General features: G+C 72.7%; 12 protein-coding genes and 5 tRNA genes. 11 read left to right on the forward strand and 6 right to left on the reverse strand.

The features are described 5' to 3' along the window. Window positions 1–84 precede the first annotated feature (84 nt). The 8 genes from OG285_RS30175 to OG285_RS30210 all read left to right on the forward strand — a co-directional run bounded on the left by OG285_RS30175 (window position 85) and on the right by OG285_RS30210 (window position 11,225). Window positions 85–1,122, forward strand: a complete 1,038-nt coding sequence (locus tag OG285_RS30175; RefSeq protein WP_371792746.1) for a methionine ABC transporter ATP-binding protein — start codon at window positions 85–87, stop codon at window positions 1,120–1,122. Continuing rightward, the gene (locus OG285_RS30180; protein WP_356829427.1) at window positions 1,119–1,790 is read left to right on the forward strand and encodes a methionine ABC transporter permease; all 672 of its coding nucleotides are present in this window, start codon (window positions 1,119–1,121) and stop codon (window positions 1,788–1,790) included. Before OG285_RS30175 ends, OG285_RS30180 begins: the two co-directional genes overlap by 4 nt. Before the next feature lie 92 nt (window positions 1,791–1,882). Continuing rightward, window positions 1,883–2,743, forward strand: coding sequence for a MetQ/NlpA family ABC transporter substrate-binding protein (locus OG285_RS30185; protein ID WP_371792747.1), 861 nt, complete (start codon window positions 1,883–1,885; stop codon window positions 2,741–2,743). A gap of 142 nt (window positions 2,744–2,885) precedes the next feature. After that, entirely contained in the window at window positions 2,886–3,533 is a 648-nt protein-coding gene (locus tag OG285_RS30190; RefSeq protein WP_356829424.1) for a GNAT family N-acetyltransferase, read from the forward strand. A 172-nt stretch (window positions 3,534–3,705) separates the two neighbouring features. Further along, on the forward strand, window positions 3,706–4,881 hold the full coding sequence (gene cbiE, locus OG285_RS30195; protein ID WP_356829842.1) for a precorrin-6y C5,15-methyltransferase (decarboxylating) subunit CbiE: 1,176 nt from the start codon (window positions 3,706–3,708) through the stop codon (window positions 4,879–4,881). Between the two features lie 311 nt (window positions 4,882–5,192). After that, complete coding sequence (gene cobT, locus OG285_RS30200; RefSeq protein WP_371792748.1) at window positions 5,193–8,948, forward strand: nicotinate-nucleotide--dimethylbenzimidazole phosphoribosyltransferase; 3,756 nt, start codon at window positions 5,193–5,195, stop codon at window positions 8,946–8,948. Between the two features lie 171 nt (window positions 8,949–9,119). Further along, window positions 9,120–10,352 (forward strand): uroporphyrinogen-III C-methyltransferase, encoded by a 1,233-nt coding sequence (gene cobA / locus OG285_RS30205; RefSeq protein WP_356829420.1) that lies wholly within the window; start codon window positions 9,120–9,122, stop codon window positions 10,350–10,352. A gap of 54 nt (window positions 10,353–10,406) precedes the next feature. Beyond that, window positions 10,407–11,225: an RNA methyltransferase gene (locus tag OG285_RS30210; RefSeq protein WP_356829418.1), complete on the forward strand. Its 819-nt coding sequence runs from the start codon at window positions 10,407–10,409 to the stop codon at window positions 11,223–11,225. Between the two features lie 55 nt (window positions 11,226–11,280). Here OG285_RS30210 and OG285_RS30215 read toward each other — a convergent pair whose 3' ends face one another. Continuing rightward, window positions 11,281–12,474 (reverse strand): protein kinase, encoded by a 1,194-nt coding sequence (locus OG285_RS30215; RefSeq protein WP_356829840.1) that lies wholly within the window; start codon window positions 12,472–12,474, stop codon window positions 11,281–11,283. A gap of 674 nt (window positions 12,475–13,148) precedes the next feature. Here OG285_RS30215 and OG285_RS30220 point away from each other — a divergent pair. From OG285_RS30220 to OG285_RS30230, 3 genes are all read left to right on the forward strand, one after another. Continuing rightward, window positions 13,149–13,355, forward strand: a complete 207-nt coding sequence (locus OG285_RS30220) for a hypothetical protein (RefSeq protein ID WP_371792749.1) — start codon at window positions 13,149–13,151, stop codon at window positions 13,353–13,355. Between the two features lie 197 nt (window positions 13,356–13,552). After that, window positions 13,553–14,509, forward strand: a complete 957-nt coding sequence (locus tag OG285_RS30225; protein WP_371792750.1) for a phosphotransferase family protein — start codon at window positions 13,553–13,555, stop codon at window positions 14,507–14,509. 39 nt (window positions 14,510–14,548) lie between these two features. After that, a complete protein-coding gene (locus OG285_RS30230; protein WP_371792751.1) occupies window positions 14,549–14,845 on the forward strand; it encodes a zf-TFIIB domain-containing protein in 297 nt (98 codons plus the stop codon). Window positions 14,846–14,917: 72 nt separating this feature from the next. On the opposite strand, the gene OG285_RS30235 is transcribed toward OG285_RS30230, so the two are convergent. The 5 genes from OG285_RS30235 to OG285_RS30255 form a co-directional block, all read right to left on the reverse strand. Further along, window positions 14,918–14,989 (reverse strand) — tRNA-Val (locus OG285_RS30235). A 60-nt stretch (window positions 14,990–15,049) separates the two neighbouring features. Further along, window positions 15,050–15,121, reverse strand: a tRNA-Val gene (locus OG285_RS30240). A 32-nt stretch (window positions 15,122–15,153) separates the two neighbouring features. Then, window positions 15,154–15,225 (reverse strand) — tRNA-Val (locus OG285_RS30245). A 1-nt stretch (window position 15,226) separates the two neighbouring features. Next, window positions 15,227–15,300 (reverse strand) — tRNA-Cys (locus OG285_RS30250). A 38-nt stretch (window positions 15,301–15,338) separates the two neighbouring features. Further along, a tRNA-Gly gene (locus OG285_RS30255) sits at window positions 15,339–15,411 on the reverse strand. Window positions 15,412–15,469: the final 58 nt, after the last annotated feature.

Below are 15,469 nucleotides of genomic sequence, written 5' to 3' on the forward strand. Positions count from 1 at the left end.
ACCGTTACGGCCGTGCCGCGCTTCCAGACGAATGCCCCGTGCCGGCGGACACCGCGCCGCGCACTCGACAGTGACGGAAATTCTGTGATCACCACCACCGGCCTGACGAAGGTCTATGCCTCGCGCGGCCGTGAGGTCACCGCCCTGGACGGCGTCGATCTGCACGTCCGCGAGGGGGAGGTGTTCGGCGTCATCGGTCAGAGCGGCGCCGGGAAGTCCTCGCTCATCCGCTGCGTCAACCTCCTCGAACGCCCCACGTCCGGCACCGTGACCGTGGACGGCACCGACCTCACCGCGCTCGCCGGCCGCGGCAGCCGCGCCGGCCGGGAGCTGCGCGCGGCCCGCAGCCGGATCGGCATGGTCTTCCAGCACTTCAACCTGCTGTCCTCGCGCACCGTGCAGGACAACGTCGAACTGCCGCTGGAGATCCTCGGGGTCGGCGGCAGGGACCGTGCGCGCAAGGCACTCGAACTGCTCGACCTCGTCGGCCTCGCCGACCGCGCCAAGTCCTACCCGGCGCAGCTCTCCGGCGGCCAGAAGCAGCGTGTCGGCATCGCCCGCGCACTGGCCGGCGATCCGAAGGTGCTGCTCTCCGACGAGGCGACCTCCGCACTGGACCCCGAGACCACCCGCTCGATCCTGCAGCTGCTGCGCGACCTCAACCAGCAGCTCGGGCTCACCGTGCTGCTCATCACGCACGAGATGGACGTCGTCAAGACCGTCTGCGACTCGGCCGCGCTGATGAGGAGCGGCAGGGTCGTCGAGTCGGGAACCGTCGGCGAACTCCTCGCGACGCCCGGCTCCGAACTCGCCCGCGAGCTGTTTCCGGTGGGCGGCCCGCTGCCGGGCACCGACCGTACGGTCATCGACGTCACCTTCCACGGGGACAGCGCGGGCCGCCCCGTGATCTCCCAGCTCTCCCGTACCTACAACATCGACATATCGATCCTGGGCGCCGCGATGGACACCGTCGGCGGCAACCAGATCGGCCGGATGCGGATCGAACTGCCCGGCCCCTTCGAGGAGAACGTCGTGCCGATCGGATTCCTCCGGGAACAGGGCCTCCAGATCGAAGTGGCAGGCGCCGAGCACCCCGCACTGGCCAAGGAGGACGCCAAGTGAACTGGTCCGAGATGCAGCCGCTGCTCTCCCAGGGCACCACCGACACCCTTTACATGGTCCTGTGGGCCACCCTCGTGACGGTCCTCGTCGGACTGCCGCTCGGGGTGCTCCTGGTCCTCACCGACAAGGGCGGACTGCTCCAGAACCGCCCGGTGAACAAGGTCGTCGGTGTGATCGTGAACATCGGGCGCTCACTTCCCTTCATCATCCTGCTGATCGCGCTGATCCCCTTCACCACCTTCGTCGTCGGTACCTTCATCGGCCCGACCGCGATGATCGTCCCGCTCGCGATCGGCGCCATCCCCTTCTTCGCCCGGCTCGTGGAAACGGCCGTCCGCGAGGTCGACCACGGGCTGGTCGAGGCGGTCCAGTCGATGGGCGGCAGCGTGCCGACCATCGTCAGGAAGGTGCTGCTGCCGCAGGCGCTGCCGTCCCTGATCTCCGCGGCCACCACCACCGTCATCGTGCTCATCGGGTACTCGGCGATGGCCGGTGCGGTCGGCGGTGAGGGGCTCGGCTCCAAGGCGATCACCTACGGATACCAGCGCTTCGAGAACAACTTCATGATCGCGACCGTGATCGTGCTGGTCGTGATCGTCACCGTCATCCAGCTGATCGGCGACGGAGCCGTACGCCTGCTGGCGCGCCGGGGGCGCACCTCCTCATAGAACGCGTACCTCCGTACAGGACATCTCCTCCGCTCACAGCCCGCACTCCTTGTCCGGGCGACATACCCAACCACCGGAAAGAGGCACTTTTCGTGCGTAACTCCCGCAAGATATCCGCGTCCGCAGCCGCCGTCGCCGCTCTGGCCATCGGCCTCACCGCCTGCGGCACCTCGTCCGACCCGTCGAGCAAGCCCGAGGGCGCGAAGGCCGACACGAGCAAGCCGCTCGTCGTCGCGGCCTCGCCCGTCCCGCACGCCGACATCCTCAACTACGTGAAGACCCACCTGGCGGCCAAGGCCGGACTCAAGCTCCAGGTCAAGGAGTTCACGGACTACGTCCTGCCCGACACGGCCACCCAGACCGGCCAGGTCGACGCCAACTTCTTCCAGCACAAGCCGTACCTCGACGACTACAACAAGAAGCACCACTCCGACCTGGTCCCCGTCGTCAGCGTGCACCTGGAGCCGCTGGGGCTGTACTCCAAGAAGGACAAGGACCTCAAGTCCATCAAGTCCGGGCAGACCGTGGCCGTGCCCAACGACACCACCAACGAGGGCCGCGCGCTCAAGCTCCTCGCGGACAACGGGCTGATCACCCTCAAGAGCGGGGTGGGCAGCGAGGCCTCGCTCTCCGACATCAAGGACAGCAAGGGCCTGAAGTTCAAGGAGCTGGAGGCGGCGACGCTGCCCCGCGCACTGGACGACGTCGACGCCGCCGTCATCAACGGCAACTACGCGCTCGACGCCAAGCTCAAGCCCGCCAAGGACGCGCTCGCCCTGGAGAAGGCGGCCGGCAACCCGTACGCGAACCTCCTCGTCGTCAAGAAGGGCAGTGAGAAGGACCCGCGCGTCGAGAAGCTGGCGAAGCTCCTCAACTCCCCGCAGTTGAAGAAGTACATCGACGACAAGTACCAGGGCGCCGTCATCCCGGCGTTCGGGGCCGTCAAGCCCTGACGCCCGTACGGTTCCTGCCCGCGCGGGCCCCGCGTACCCTCACGTGGTACGCGGGGCCTCCCGCGGCCACCCGGCCATGCGGCGCCCGGTCCCCATGCTGCATGCTGTGGCTTTACGTCGGTCCCTGGCCATGGAGCAGCGCATGACGACCACCTTCCCGGACATCTCCATCAGCACGGACCGGCTGGTGCTGCGCCCCTTCGAGGAGGCGGACATCCCGCCGCTGGCGGACATGATGAACGACGAGGCGGTCACCGCCTGGACCACGGCGCCCCACCCCTACCAGCACATCGACGGCGAGCGCTGGGTACGCAGGATCGCCCCCGCGGAGCGCACCGCGGGGCGCGGGATCGTCCTCGCCGTCACGGAGTTCCTCACCCACCGGCTGGTCGGCACCGTCCATCTGCGCGCCACCAACTGGCGCACGATGGCCACCGAGGTCCGCTACATCACCGCCCCCTGGGCACGCGGCGAGGGATACGCCACCGAGTCGGTCCTCGCCGTCGCGCAGTGGCTCTTCCGCGACCAGCGGTTCGAGCGCATCGAACTGCGCACCCCGGCGGACAACACCGCGGCGCAGCAGGTCGCGCAGAAGATCGGCTGCATCAGCGAGGGCGTGCTGCGCAACGCCTGGATAGCGCGCACCCGGACCGAGAACGGCACGGACGGCGGCTGGACCGACATCCGCACCGACCTCATCGTGTGGAGCCTGCTCCCCGAGGACCTGGAAGGGGTCGCCGACCAGCTGGCCGACGCCAACGGGTACGGCACCTTCAACGACTGGAACTGACCCGCTCGTCGGCCACCGGCCGCAGCGGGTAACCTCGCGGGTGCTCGCCGTTCCGCCCCGCAGCCCCCGTTCGTCCCTGCCCCACCAGCACATGTCCCGGGCGGAACAGCCGCCCGGACACCGGCAGAACGCCCGCACCCCGCCGCGCGACAACACCAGGAGACTGACGACGATGGCCGACCGGGTCACGGTGATCGGCTGGGACGGCTCGCCCCTGACCGCAGCCGCCAGGTCCGCTCTCTCCGCGGCCACACTGGTGGCCGGGGCCGCCCACCACCTCGCACTCCCCGAAGTGCCGCCGGCCGCGGAGCGGATCCGGCTCGGCAGCGTGAGCCTCGCCGCCCGCCGGATCGCCGGACACCGCGGCAGCGCCGTGGTGCTCGCCGACGGCGACCCCGGCTTCCACGGGGTCGTCCGCACCCTGCGCGCACCGGAGTACGGCCTGGAGGTCGAGGTCGTCCCCGCCGTCTCCTCCGTCGCCGCGGCCTTCGCCCGTGCCGGTATGCCGTGGGACGACGCCGAGGTCGTCGTCGCCCACCCGCGGACACTCCGGCGCGCGGTCAACGTCTGCCGGGCGCACCCCAAGGTCGCCGTCCTCACCGCGCCGGGCGCCGGCCCCGCGGAGCTCGCCCTGCTCCTCGAAGGGGTCCACCGCACCTTCGTCATCTGTGAGGAACTGGGCACCACCCGCGAGCAGGTCACCGTCCTCACCTCCGACAAGGCCGCCGACCACACCTGGCGCGACCCCAACGTCGTGATCGTCATCGGCGGCGGTTCCGCGGACGCCCCCGCGGTCCGAGGCTGGGCGCTGCCGTCCGCCGAGTACGGCGAAGGTCTCAGCGAGGGCGAGCACGCCGGGCTGCGCGCCGCCCAACTGGCCAGGCTCGGCCCGCGCACCGGCGATCTGGTCTGGGACATCGGTTCGGGCAGCGGGGCGCTGGCCGTCGAGGCGGCCCGGTTCGGCGCCGCCGTCATCGCCGTCGACGCCGACCGCGAAGCCTGTGTCCGTACGGACGCGGCCGCGCACCGCTTCGGGGTCCAGCTCCAGGTCGTCCACGGGCAGGCCCCCCAGGTACTGGAACGGCTGCCGGAGCCGGACGTGGTCCGGATCGGCGGCGGGGGAGTGGCAGTTGTCACCGGCTGCGCCGACCGCAGGCCCGGGCGCATCGTCACCCACGCGTCCACCCGCGACGAGGCCGAGGCACTCGGGGCGGCTCTGGCGGACGGGGGTTACCTGGTGGAATGCGCGCTGCTGCAATCCGTCGACCTGGACACCCGTTCGTGGGCGGAGCGTGAGCGCTCGGTGGTGTTCCTGGTGTCCGGCCGCCGTCCGGAAAGTGGCCCCTGACCCTGCTCCGGGACGGCGCGGGGTAGGCTGGCCGACTGTTGTACCGCAGCTGGAGGTTCGGCGCTTCGTTCGCCAATGTCCGGAAAAAGGAACCGTTTTGGGTCCGGTGTGGTACGGCGGCACCGGGGGGAAGCGCAACGTGGCGCAGCCCACAGCGGACCGTGGCAGGAACCCCTGCACGGCGTCGAACGGCCGTGACCATACTGAGTGTCCGCAGGCCTTTCGCACCGCACGGCGTGCCCGCTCGTTGTCTCAGTACGGGCGACCCGGTAAAGGGCTGAAGGAGCACTATGGATGGGCAAGGGGTACGCATGACCGACACCGGCCAGGTCCCGGGCGAGGGACAGCCGGGGAACGCAGGCATGGTGGAGCAGCAGGGCCTCCCCGCCCCCGGCGCCTACACCTTCCTCGACCCCTCGGAGAATCCCCCTGAGGACGACGACCTCCTGCTGATGCCCGGCGCGCAGGGTGCGTGGAGCGAGCCGCAGCAGCCGCAGGGCCAGCCGCAGTTCCACCCGCAGACCGCGGCCGCCGCCCAGCTGCCCGAACCGGGTGCGCACGAGACCGGTGGACGCGACTCGGGTTCCGTGGACGTGGGCGCCGTGCGCGCCCAGGCCGCGGCCCAGCCGACCCCGCCGCCGCGCAGGCCGCTGCACATGGGCCCGCCCGTGCCCGACGCCACCGGTGGCGTGGTGCGGTCGCTGGCCGACCGCGGCCCGACCACGGCGCCGCCGCAGCCCGCTCCGGTGTCCGACGGTGGCCCGCAGACGCTCGGGCCCGAGTATCTCGACTTCCCGCGTGACGAGGCCGAGGTCCTGCCGGGACCGCAGCTGGGGGAGATCCCGCCGCAGGCCGCCCCCTGGTCGCCACAGCCCGAGCCGGTGGCACAGGACCCGGCCGCTGCCGCGCAGACGCCCCAGCCCGAGCCGCCGTCCCATGAACTTCCCGTGGCCCCGGCCGAGGGAGCAGAAACGGTCGCTCCCGGCCCGGTCGCGGCGCAGGCCCAGGCCGCTCCGGCGCCGGTGCTCCCGGAGGCCCCGGCCGAGTCCGTCCGGGCCGCCGCCGCGCAGGACTCGATGGGCCGCTTCGTCCCGGTCGAGGGTTCCCTGCCGTCCGCGCCGCACCTGGCCCCGACACCGGCCGCCGTCACGACCGCACCGGACCCTGCCGTGGCGGAGCAGCCGGTGGCCGAACCGGCACCGGGCGCCGGGCAGGCAGCCGAACCGCAGCCGGAGGCGGTTCCGGCCGAGTCCGCTGTACCGGCACCCGCACCGGAGGCGGAAGCCCCGGCAGCGGTGGACCCGGTGGCCGACCGGGCCGCGGAACAGACGCCCGGCCCTGCGGCGGAGCCCGTACCGGGTCCGGTGGCGGAACCAGTGGCGGAGCCCGCACCGGAACCGGCGCCGGAAGCCGCGGCCACTCCCGCCGCCGATCCGGCTCCGCAGGCCCTGCCGGAGCCGGCTGCCGCGCAGGCGCAGGCGGAGGCGGAAGCAGCCGGTACGGACGCCGCGGAGCCGGAGAGCGCGGTGGCGCCCTTGCCCGCCGCCGAATCCGTACCCATAGAGGCCGGGGAGCAGCTTCCCCGCACCCCGGCCGTGGCCCCGGTGCCCGCCCCCCGCCACGGCGGAGCAGCGGAGCAGCTGCCCGCAGCCGAGCCGCAGACGGACCCCGCAGAGGCCGAACCGCAGGCGCAGGCAGAACCACAGGCGCAGGCCGAACCGCAGGCGCAGGCCGAGCCGGACGTGCCGGCCGAGGTGCGAGGACAGGCCGAGGCGTCGTCCGGAGCCGTCACCGACGAGCCCGTCGCCCACCCCGCCAACGGAGTTGCCCCGGCCGCGACAGCGCCCGCCGGAACGACAGCGGAGCCCTCGGAGGCCGCAGCGCCGGCAGCCGCGTCCCCGGAGGCAGCAGGAGCCGGAACCGCAGCCGCTCCCGAGGCCGATGCGGCCCCCGCAGCCGCTGAACCGGCCGCGGTCACCGACCCCGTACCGGTCCCTGAAGCCCAGCCGTTCCCCGTCGACGCGCAGGCCGGAGCAGTACCTGTTCCGGAACAGCCCGCCGACGCGGAGGCCGTAGCGGAATCGGCGCCCCTGCCGGGTCACCCCGTCCCGGAACCCCTTGTGGACGCACAGCCCGACGCGGCGCCCGCCGACGTACAGCCCGTCACGGAGCAGCCCGCCGACGCACAGCCCGCCGACGCACAGCCCGAGGCGGAACACCCCGGCACAGAGGCCCCGGCGACGGCGACCGACCGGTCCGCCGAGCAGCACTCCGTGGAGGGTGACGAAGCCGTCGGCGCCGCCGAGCAGCGGCCGGCCGATCAGGTGCCCCGCACGCCCGCCGCCCCCGGGTACGACGACGCCGAGCGTGAAGCAGTCCTGCGGGTCATGCGGGAGCGCCGCGACATCCGCAACGGATTCCGCAGCGACCCCATCCCGCACGAGGTGCTGCTGCGTGTGCTCGAAGCCGCGCACACCGCGCCGAGCGTCGGCCACTCCCAGCCCTGGGACTTCGTGGTCATCCGCTCCGCCGAGACCCGCCGTTCCATGCACGAACTGGCCCAGCGCCAGCGTGAGGCGTACGCCAAGTCCCTGCCCAAGGGCCGGGCCAAGCAGTTCAAGGAACTGAAGATCGAGGCGATCCTCGACACCCCGGTCAACATCGTCGTCACCGCCGACCCGACCCGGGGCGGCCGGCACACCCTCGGCCGGCACACCCAGCCGCAGATGGCGCCGTACTCCTCGGCCCTCGCGGTCGAGAACCTCTGGCTCGCGGCCCGCGCCGAGGGCCTCGGCGTCGGCTGGGTCAGCTTCTTCGACGAGCGCGAGATGGTCCGCGCCCTCGGCCTGCCCGAACACCTCGAAGTCGTGGCCTACCTCTGTGTGGGGTACGTCGACGAGTTCCCCGAGGAGCCCGAGCTCCTGCAGGCGGGCTGGTCCAAGCGCCGCCCGCTCTCCTGGGTCGTGCACGAGGAGACGTACGGCCGCCGCGCGCTGCCCGGCGAGGAACCGCACGACCTGCTCCAGGACACCATCACCAACATCAGGCCGCTGGACGCGAAGGCGCTCGGTGAGGCGTGGGACCGCCAGAAGCGGATGACCAAGCCCGCCGGAGCCCTGGGCATGCTGGAGATCATCTCCGCGCAGCTCAGCGGACTTTCCCGGATGTGCCCGCCGCCGATCCCGGAGCCCGCGGCCGTCGCCATCTTCGCCGGGGACCACGGGGTGTACGCCCAGGGCGTCACCGCGTGGCCGCAGGAAGTGACCTGCCAGATGGTGGCCAACTTCCTCGGCGGCGGCGCCGTCTGCAACGCCTTCGCCAACCAGGTCGGCGCCGAGGTCTGCGTCGTGGACGTCGGTGTCGCCGGCGAACTCCCGGCCACACCGGGCCTGCTGCCGCGCAAGGTCCGCGCCGGGACCGGTGACTTCACCACGGGCCCCGCGCTCACCCGCGAAGAAGTGCTCTCCGCCATCGAGGTCGGCATCGAGACGGCCCGCGATCTGGTGGCAGCGGGCAACAAGGTGCTGCTCACCGGCGAGATGGGCATCGCGAACACCACGGTCTCCGCCGCGCTGATCTGCGTCTACACCGGCCAGGACCCCAGCGAGGTCACCGGCCGCGGCACCGGCATCAACGACGAGATGCACGCCCGCAAGGTCGACGTCGTCCGGCGCGGCCTTGAGCTCCACCAGCCCGACCCGGCCGACCCGGTCGGCGTCCTCGCGGCAGTCGGCGGGCTCGAACACGCCGCGCTGGCCGGATTCCTGCTCGGCGGCGCCTCGCTGCGTACGCCGGTGATCCTGGACGGCGTGAGCGCCGGAGCGGCCGCACTGGTCGCCCGTGCCATCGCCCCCGAGGCACTGGCCGCGTGCATCGCGGGCCACCGCAGCGCGGAGCCCGGCCATGTCGCCGCGCTCAACAAGCTGGGCCTGCGCCCGCTGGTCGACCTCGACCTCCGCCTCGGTGAGGGGACCGGCGCGCTGCTGGCGCTGCCCGTCGTCCAGAGCGCGGCCAGGGCGATGCACGAAGTGGCCACCTTCGACTCCGCGGGTGTCACCGAGAAGTAGCCGCCGCGAACGCGGGTGAGGGGCCGGGATCGCTGATCCCGGCCCCTCACCCCCGTCCGGACCGCCCCGGACCGTACAGTGTCCCGGGGAGCCGACCCCTCTCCCACCAGCCGCTTCGCCGCCGCAGCGGTGTACGCAGCCCCACTCCCCGCGCGAGGAGCCAGCCACGCCATGGCCGAGCACGCCGATCACCCCGCCTACCCCGTAGGACTCCGTCTCTCCGGCCGACGCGTCGTCGTCATCGGCGGCGGGCAGGTCGCACAGCGCCGCCTCCCCGCGCTCATCGCGGCCGGCGCCGACGTCCTGCTCATCTCCACGTCGGCCACCCCCTCGGTCGAGGCGATGGTGTCGGCGGGCGAGATCACCTGGGAACGGCGTGCCTACGCGGAGGGCGACCTGGCCGGAGCCTGGTACGTGCTGATCGCGACCGGCGACACGGCGGCCAACGAGGCGGCGTCCGCCGAGGCCGAGCGGCACCGGATCTGGTGCGTCCGCAGCGACGACGCCACGGCCGCCACCGCCTGGACGCCCGCCACCGGCCGCAGCGAGGGCGTGACCGTCGCGGTCCTCACCGGCCACGACCCGCGCCGGTCGGCCGCCGTGCGCGACGCCGTCGTGGAGGGCCTGCGGGACGGCACGCTCGCCGCCCCGCGCCACCGCGACCAGGCCCCGGGCGTCGCGCTGGTCGGCGGCGGCCCCGGCGACCCCGACCTGATCACGGTGCGCGGCCGGCGCCTCCTGGCCGAGGCGGACGTCGTCATCGCCGACCGGCTCGGCCCGCGCGACCTGCTCGACGAGCTGCCCCCGCACGTCGAGGTCATCGACGCCGCGAAGATCCCGTACGGCCGGTTCATGGCGCAGGAGGCCATCAACAACGCGCTCATCGAGCACGCCAGGGCAGGAAAGGCCGTCGTACGGCTCAAGGGCGGCGACCCGTTCGTCTTCGGCCGGGGCATGGAGGAGGCCGAGGCCCTCGCCGCCGCCGGCATCGCGTGCACGGTGGTGCCCGGCATCTCCAGCTCCATCAGCGTCCCGGGAGCAGCCGGGATCCCGGTCACCCACCGCGGTGTCGCCCATGAATTCACCGTGGTCAGCGGCCATGTCGCCCCTGACGACGAGCGCTCCCTGGTCGACTGGGCCGCCCTCGCCGCACTGCGCGGCACCCTCGTCGTACTGATGGGTGTCGACAAGATCGGCGCCATCGCCGAGGCCCTGATCGCGCACGGAAAGAGCCCCGACACTCCGGTGGCGCTCGTCCAGGAGGGCACCACGGCCACCCAGCGCCGGGTCGACGCGACGCTCGCGACGGTGGGGGAGAAGGCCAGGTCCGAGGGGGTACGCCCGCCCGCCGTCATCGTCATCGGCCCCGTCGTGCGGGTCGGACCGCCCTTCGACCGCCCATGACCGATTCCGTGCCCAGCCGTTGGCACCCCATCCAGGACAAGGCAGTATCACCCTGTGGCTGATCTCATCACCGTCGATGACCCCGACGACCCGCGTCTGCGTGACTACACGGGCCTGACCGATGTCGAGCTCCGGCGCAAGCGCGAACCCGTCGAGGGCCTCTTCATCGCCGAGGGTGAGAAGGTCATCCGCCGGGCCAGGCTCGCCGGGTACGAGATGCGGTCGATGCTCCTGTCGGCCAAGTGGGTCGACGTCATGCGCGACGTCATCGACGAGGTCCCGGCCCCGGTGTACGCGGTCAGCCCCGAGCTCGCCGAGCAGGTCACCGGCTACCACGTGCACCGTGGCGCCCTCGCCTCCATGCAGCGCAAGCCGCTGCCGACCTCCGACGAACTGCTGGGCAGGACCCGCAAGATCGTGGTCATGGAGTCGGTCAACGACCACACCAACATCGGCGCGATCTTCCGCAGCGCCGCGGCGCTCGGCATGGACGCGGTGCTGCTCTCTCCGGACTGCGCCGACCCGCTCTACCGGCGCTCCGTCAAGGTCTCCATGGGCGCGGTGTTCGCCGTGCCCTACGCCCGTCTCGAATCCTGGCCCAGGGGCCTGGAGACCGTACGGGAAGCGGGCTTCAAGCTGCTCGCCCTCACCCCCGACGCGAAGGCGTCGGACATCGACGAGGCCGCACCGCACCGCATCGACCGCGTCGCGCTGATGCTCGGCGCCGAGGGCGAGGGACTGACGACGCAGGCGCTCGTCGCCGCCGACGAGTGGGTGCGCATCCCGATGGCGCACGGCGTCGACTCGCTGAACGTGGGAGCGGCGGCCGCCGTCGCCTTCTACGCGGTGGCGACGGGCCGCCCGCAAAGCTGACGGGAGCCGCTGCCCGGCCCCACCGCCCGCGGGGCGCCGGTGAGGCCGGCCGCGCTCAGAACTGCTGCGCGGCGGCGATCCCGAGCAGGACGATCAGCGTCACCACGACGAAGACGATCAGACGCTGCCGCATCATCCGCGGGCTCGGTCCGGGCCTGCGGCCGGCCGAGGTCCGACGTCCGGTACCCGACCTGGCCCCGGGGCGGCTGTTCGTACGGCCTCCCGAGCGCGTGGTGTTGCGCGGCGGCCCCGGCCGGGCGCCACCCTGCGGAGCCGACGGGCGCGGCGCCTGCGGCCGGGGTGTCTGCGCCCCCTCCGCGCGACGCGGCGGGGCGTGCTGCTCGGTCGGCGGCGCGGAGATCCGCCCGGTCGGCCGGTCCGCCTCCTGCGCGCGGCGCTGTGCGGGGGTGCGGCCCTCGGAGATCCCCTGGGCCTCCCGCGCGGCGATCTCCTTGAGCCGCATGGACAGTTGAAGAGTGGAGGGACGGTCCTCGGGGTCCTTGGCGAGGCAGGCCCGCACCAGCGGCGCGAGGGCGTCGTGCACGTCGTACAGATGCGGTTCCTCGTGCACCACGCGGTAGAGCATCACCTCGGAACTGCCGTGCCCGAAAGGAGAGTCGGCCGTCGCGGCGTACGCGAGCGTGGCGCCCAGCGCGAAGACGTCCGTCGCCGGGGTGACTGTGGCACCGCGCACCTGCTCGGGCGCCAGGAAGCCCGGTGACCCGACCGCCGTACCGACGTGGGTGAGGGTGCTCGCTCCCGTCGCCCAGGCGATTCCGAAGTCGATGATCCGGGGGCCCTTCGGCGAGAGCAGGATGTTCGACGGCTTCAGGTCGCGGTGCACCACCCCGGCCTCGTGGACCGCCACCAGGCCCTCGGAGAGCGCGGCCCCGATGGAGGCCACCTCGGCCGCCGACAGCGGCCCTTCGTCGGCCACCTTGTCGTGCAGCGAAGGACCGGGAACGTACTGCGTCGCGAACCACGGGCGGTCGGCCTCCAGGTCGGCGGCGACGAGCCGTGCCGTGCACCCGCCCCTGATCCGCCGCGCCGCCGACACCTCACGGGCGAACCGCGACCGGAACTCCTGGTCCTCGGCCAGATCCGGCCGGATCACCTTGAGCGCCACCCGCTGCCCGCGCCGGTCGGAGCCGAGGTAGACGACACCCATGCCGCCCGCACCCAGCCGCCGGTGAAGCCTGAACGAGCCGACGACACGCGGATCCTCGCGCCGGAGCCGCATCATCGTCATGTCCATCCCCGCTGCCCGGTCCGTCTGACGAGGCACAGCTTACGTACCCGCGGCCCGGTGTGCTCATAGGCCGCGCCCTCTCGCTCGTACCGATTGCCCGGCCCGGCCCGCCGTGGTGAAGCCCGGTCAGCTCGGCGCCCTTCTGGGGGCCTTGGTCCGCGCCGCATCTCAAAGGTCCTTCACAGGAAGGATATTGGGCCCCTTCAGGGCGGTCGGCAGGTACGGGGCACGGGTACACGGGACACCGTCCGTACCCGGGCCGCAGGGACCGCCGGGGGCGGGTCACCGGTGGCGGAGGCACCGTACGGAGAGGCCGGGGAAGTGAGTGAAGTCACCCGCGCGGGCACTCCGGAGGCCCTGGTGGACCGCCCTCACCGGTCCGGCTGCCCGGGGCGCCGGACGGTGGGGGGGGTGGGGGGGGCGGCCGGTACGCAGGGGGTCCGGGACGGCTCTCCCTCGGGGAAGACCCGCAGGCATACGGCCGGGATCTCCACCCAGGGGAGTAGACCGGTACGCGGAGGCTCATCCTCCTGGAGGCCCGGTATTCGGTACGCGGGCATGACGACCGGGCCCCGTCCCGCCCCTAGATTTGAGGTCAAAGCGGCGGGTGCAGCACTCGTCCCCCGAGGTCGGTACTCGCCGCTTGCCGAACCGACAGGAGAGGGGCGGGGGCCATGGCCGAGACCGCAGCGCGGACGATGCTCCGCACGCAGGGGCGCAGGGCGTACACAGCGCTCGGCGTCCGCGGCTCCGGGACCCGCCACCCGCTGGTGGCGACCGCCATGGTCCTTCCCCTCGCCGCACTGCTGATGTTCGTCTTCGGAGGCTGGCAGGCAGTGGTCACACAGGCGTCGTCCGTGGGCGTGATGCTGGGGCGCTGAGCGGCGCCCCAGGTCCGGGAGAGCGGTCCGGGCCAGGGACATCCGGCCAACAACCCCGTGGGGACGGGGGTGCGGCGGACGGCAGCGTTTGTCCGGTCAGCTGGGGAGCTGGCCGGACATCGCGCTGTCCGGGACCCGGGGCCGGCCGGGAGCACCGCGTAGGCTCCGGTCCAGACCGATCCACCGACGGGGAGACCGTGAGCGCATCCGCCCGGATACGTGTGCTCGGAGCCGCAGCCGCACGCGCCGCCCACCCACCGCACGCACCGTGCCCCGACTGCGGGCGTGACGCCACCGTCCTCACCGACCGCCCGGACGGCGCCGTCGTCCGGCACGGCACCGTCGTGGCCAAGGCGCACGCCGCCGACACGGACCCGGCAGCCCTCGCGGTGCGGGTGGCGGTCGCCGCGCACCCCCTCCTGGCCGGCATCCTGCTGCCACCGCTCACCGGACCGGCCGGCGGGGCGGCCGGAACTGTCACCGTGTGGCCCCGCGGTGCCCCCGTCGACCCGGAGGCCCCCGACGCGGCGCCCTGGGAGGAGGCGGCCACCCTGCTCGCCCGGCTGCACTCGGTCCCGCCCGCCGCTCTGCCCGGTCCGCTGCCCCCGATGCGGGGCCCGGCCAAGGCGGCCCGCGCCCTCGCCCGGATGCGGCGGGCCGGCCCCGGGCCGGTGGCGGAGCCCGTACTCGGCGCCTGGCACAGCCTGCCCGGCTGGGCCCGCGACGAGGCGCCCGCACCACGGGGCTCCTTCCTCTGCCACGGTGATCTGCACCTCGGGCAGCTCGTCCGGCACCCCGCGGACGGCGGGCCCTGGCAGTTGATCGACGTGGACGACCTCGGCCGGGGAGACCCCGCATGGGACCTGGCCCGCCCCGCGGCCTGGTACGCGGCCGGGCTGCTGGCGCCCGACGTCTGGGCCCGCTTCCTCGCCGCGTACCGGACGGCGGGCGGCCCGGCCGTGTGCCGGGCGGGCGACCCCTGGCCCGAACTGGACGTCCCCGCAAGGGCGCTGACCGTTCAGGCCGCCGCACTCGCGCTGGCCAAGTCGGCCGTCGCGAACAGACCGCTCGACGGGGCCGAGCGGATGATGCTCGATTCGTGTGCCCGAATCGCGGGTGTCCCGGCGGAGTTGGCACACGGAGCGGCATCGTAGGGTGAGCCGTCCTGATCCGAACGGCGAGGAGTTGAACCGATGCAGTGTCCCAAGTGCCATGCCCCGATGCACACGTACAACCGCAATGGCGTCCAGATCGAGCAGTGCAGCGGCTGCCGGGGGATATTCCTCGACTACGGGGAGCTGGAATCGCTGACCCGTCTTGAATCCCAGTGGGGCCAGCAGCCGCCGCCGCAGCAGGCCTATCCGGCCCCGCCGCAGGCGCCGGTCTGGGGCGCCCCGCAGCAGCACGGCGGCGGTCACTACGGCGGTCATCAGGGCGGCCACCACGGCCACCACAACAGGGGCTTCGGCCACATGCTCTTCTCCTCCTGACCACGGGGGACAGGAGCCGGGCACAACAGAGGAACCCCCGGCCGTGGAGACGGCCGGGGGTTCCTGTTCCGGTGCGCGATACTGGGATTGAACCAGTGACCTCTTCCGTGTCAGGGAAGCGCTCTCCCGCTGAGCTAATCGCGCGGGGCCTGCTGATGCTGCTCGCACCACGGATGATCCCGGGTGCGGTAGGACGTTACTGCGTGCGCGATACTGGGATTGAACCAGTGACCTCTTCCGTGTCAGGGAAGCGCTCTCCCGCTGAGCTAATCGCGCGGGACGGAAACCCGGCCGAAGCAAGGATCCAGTGGACGATACTGGGATTGAACCAGTGACCTCTTCCGTGTCAGGGAAGCGCTCTCCCGCTGAGCTAATCGTCCTTGGAGGTGGAGACGGGATTTGAACCCGTGTAGACGGCTTTGCAGGCCGTTGCCTCGCCTCTCGGCCACTCCACCAGGAGTACGGGGGTTCGGGAAGATCCCCCGGTCCTGCGAGCGGACGACCAGGTTCGAACTGGCGACCTCAACCTTGGCAAGGTTGCGCTCTACCAACTGAGCTACGTCCGCTTGTCATTCCCGTGGCGCTTGCGCGCCCCGGCGACATGTTGAACTCTAGCGGATTCCC

It is taken from the genome of Streptomyces sp. NBC_01471, assembly GCF_041438865.1.
GTDB lineage: Bacteria > Actinomycetota > Actinomycetes > Streptomycetales > Streptomycetaceae > Streptomyces.

Excerpts from the sequence above, each read along its gene's own strand:
- OG285_RS30190 (WP_356829424.1), top strand. The coding sequence starts at position 2,886 with ATGACGACCACCTTCCCGGACATCTCCATCAGCACGGACCGGCTGGTG.
- OG285_RS30230 (WP_371792751.1), top strand. The coding sequence starts at position 14,549 with ATGCAGTGTCCCAAGTGCCATGCCCCGATGCACACGTACAACCGCAAT.
- OG285_RS30220 (WP_371792749.1), top strand. The coding sequence starts at position 13,149 with ATGGCCGAGACCGCAGCGCGGACGATGCTCCGCACGCAGGGGCGCAGG.
- OG285_RS30215 (WP_356829840.1), bottom strand. The coding sequence starts at position 12,474 with ATGACGATGATGCGGCTCCGGCGCGAGGATCCGCGTGTCGTCGGCTCG.
- cobT (WP_371792748.1), top strand. The coding sequence starts at position 5,193 with ATGACCGACACCGGCCAGGTCCCGGGCGAGGGACAGCCGGGGAACGCA.
- cbiE (WP_356829842.1), top strand. The coding sequence starts at position 3,706 with ATGGCCGACCGGGTCACGGTGATCGGCTGGGACGGCTCGCCCCTGACC.
- cobA (WP_356829420.1), top strand. The coding sequence starts at position 9,120 with ATGGCCGAGCACGCCGATCACCCCGCCTACCCCGTAGGACTCCGTCTC.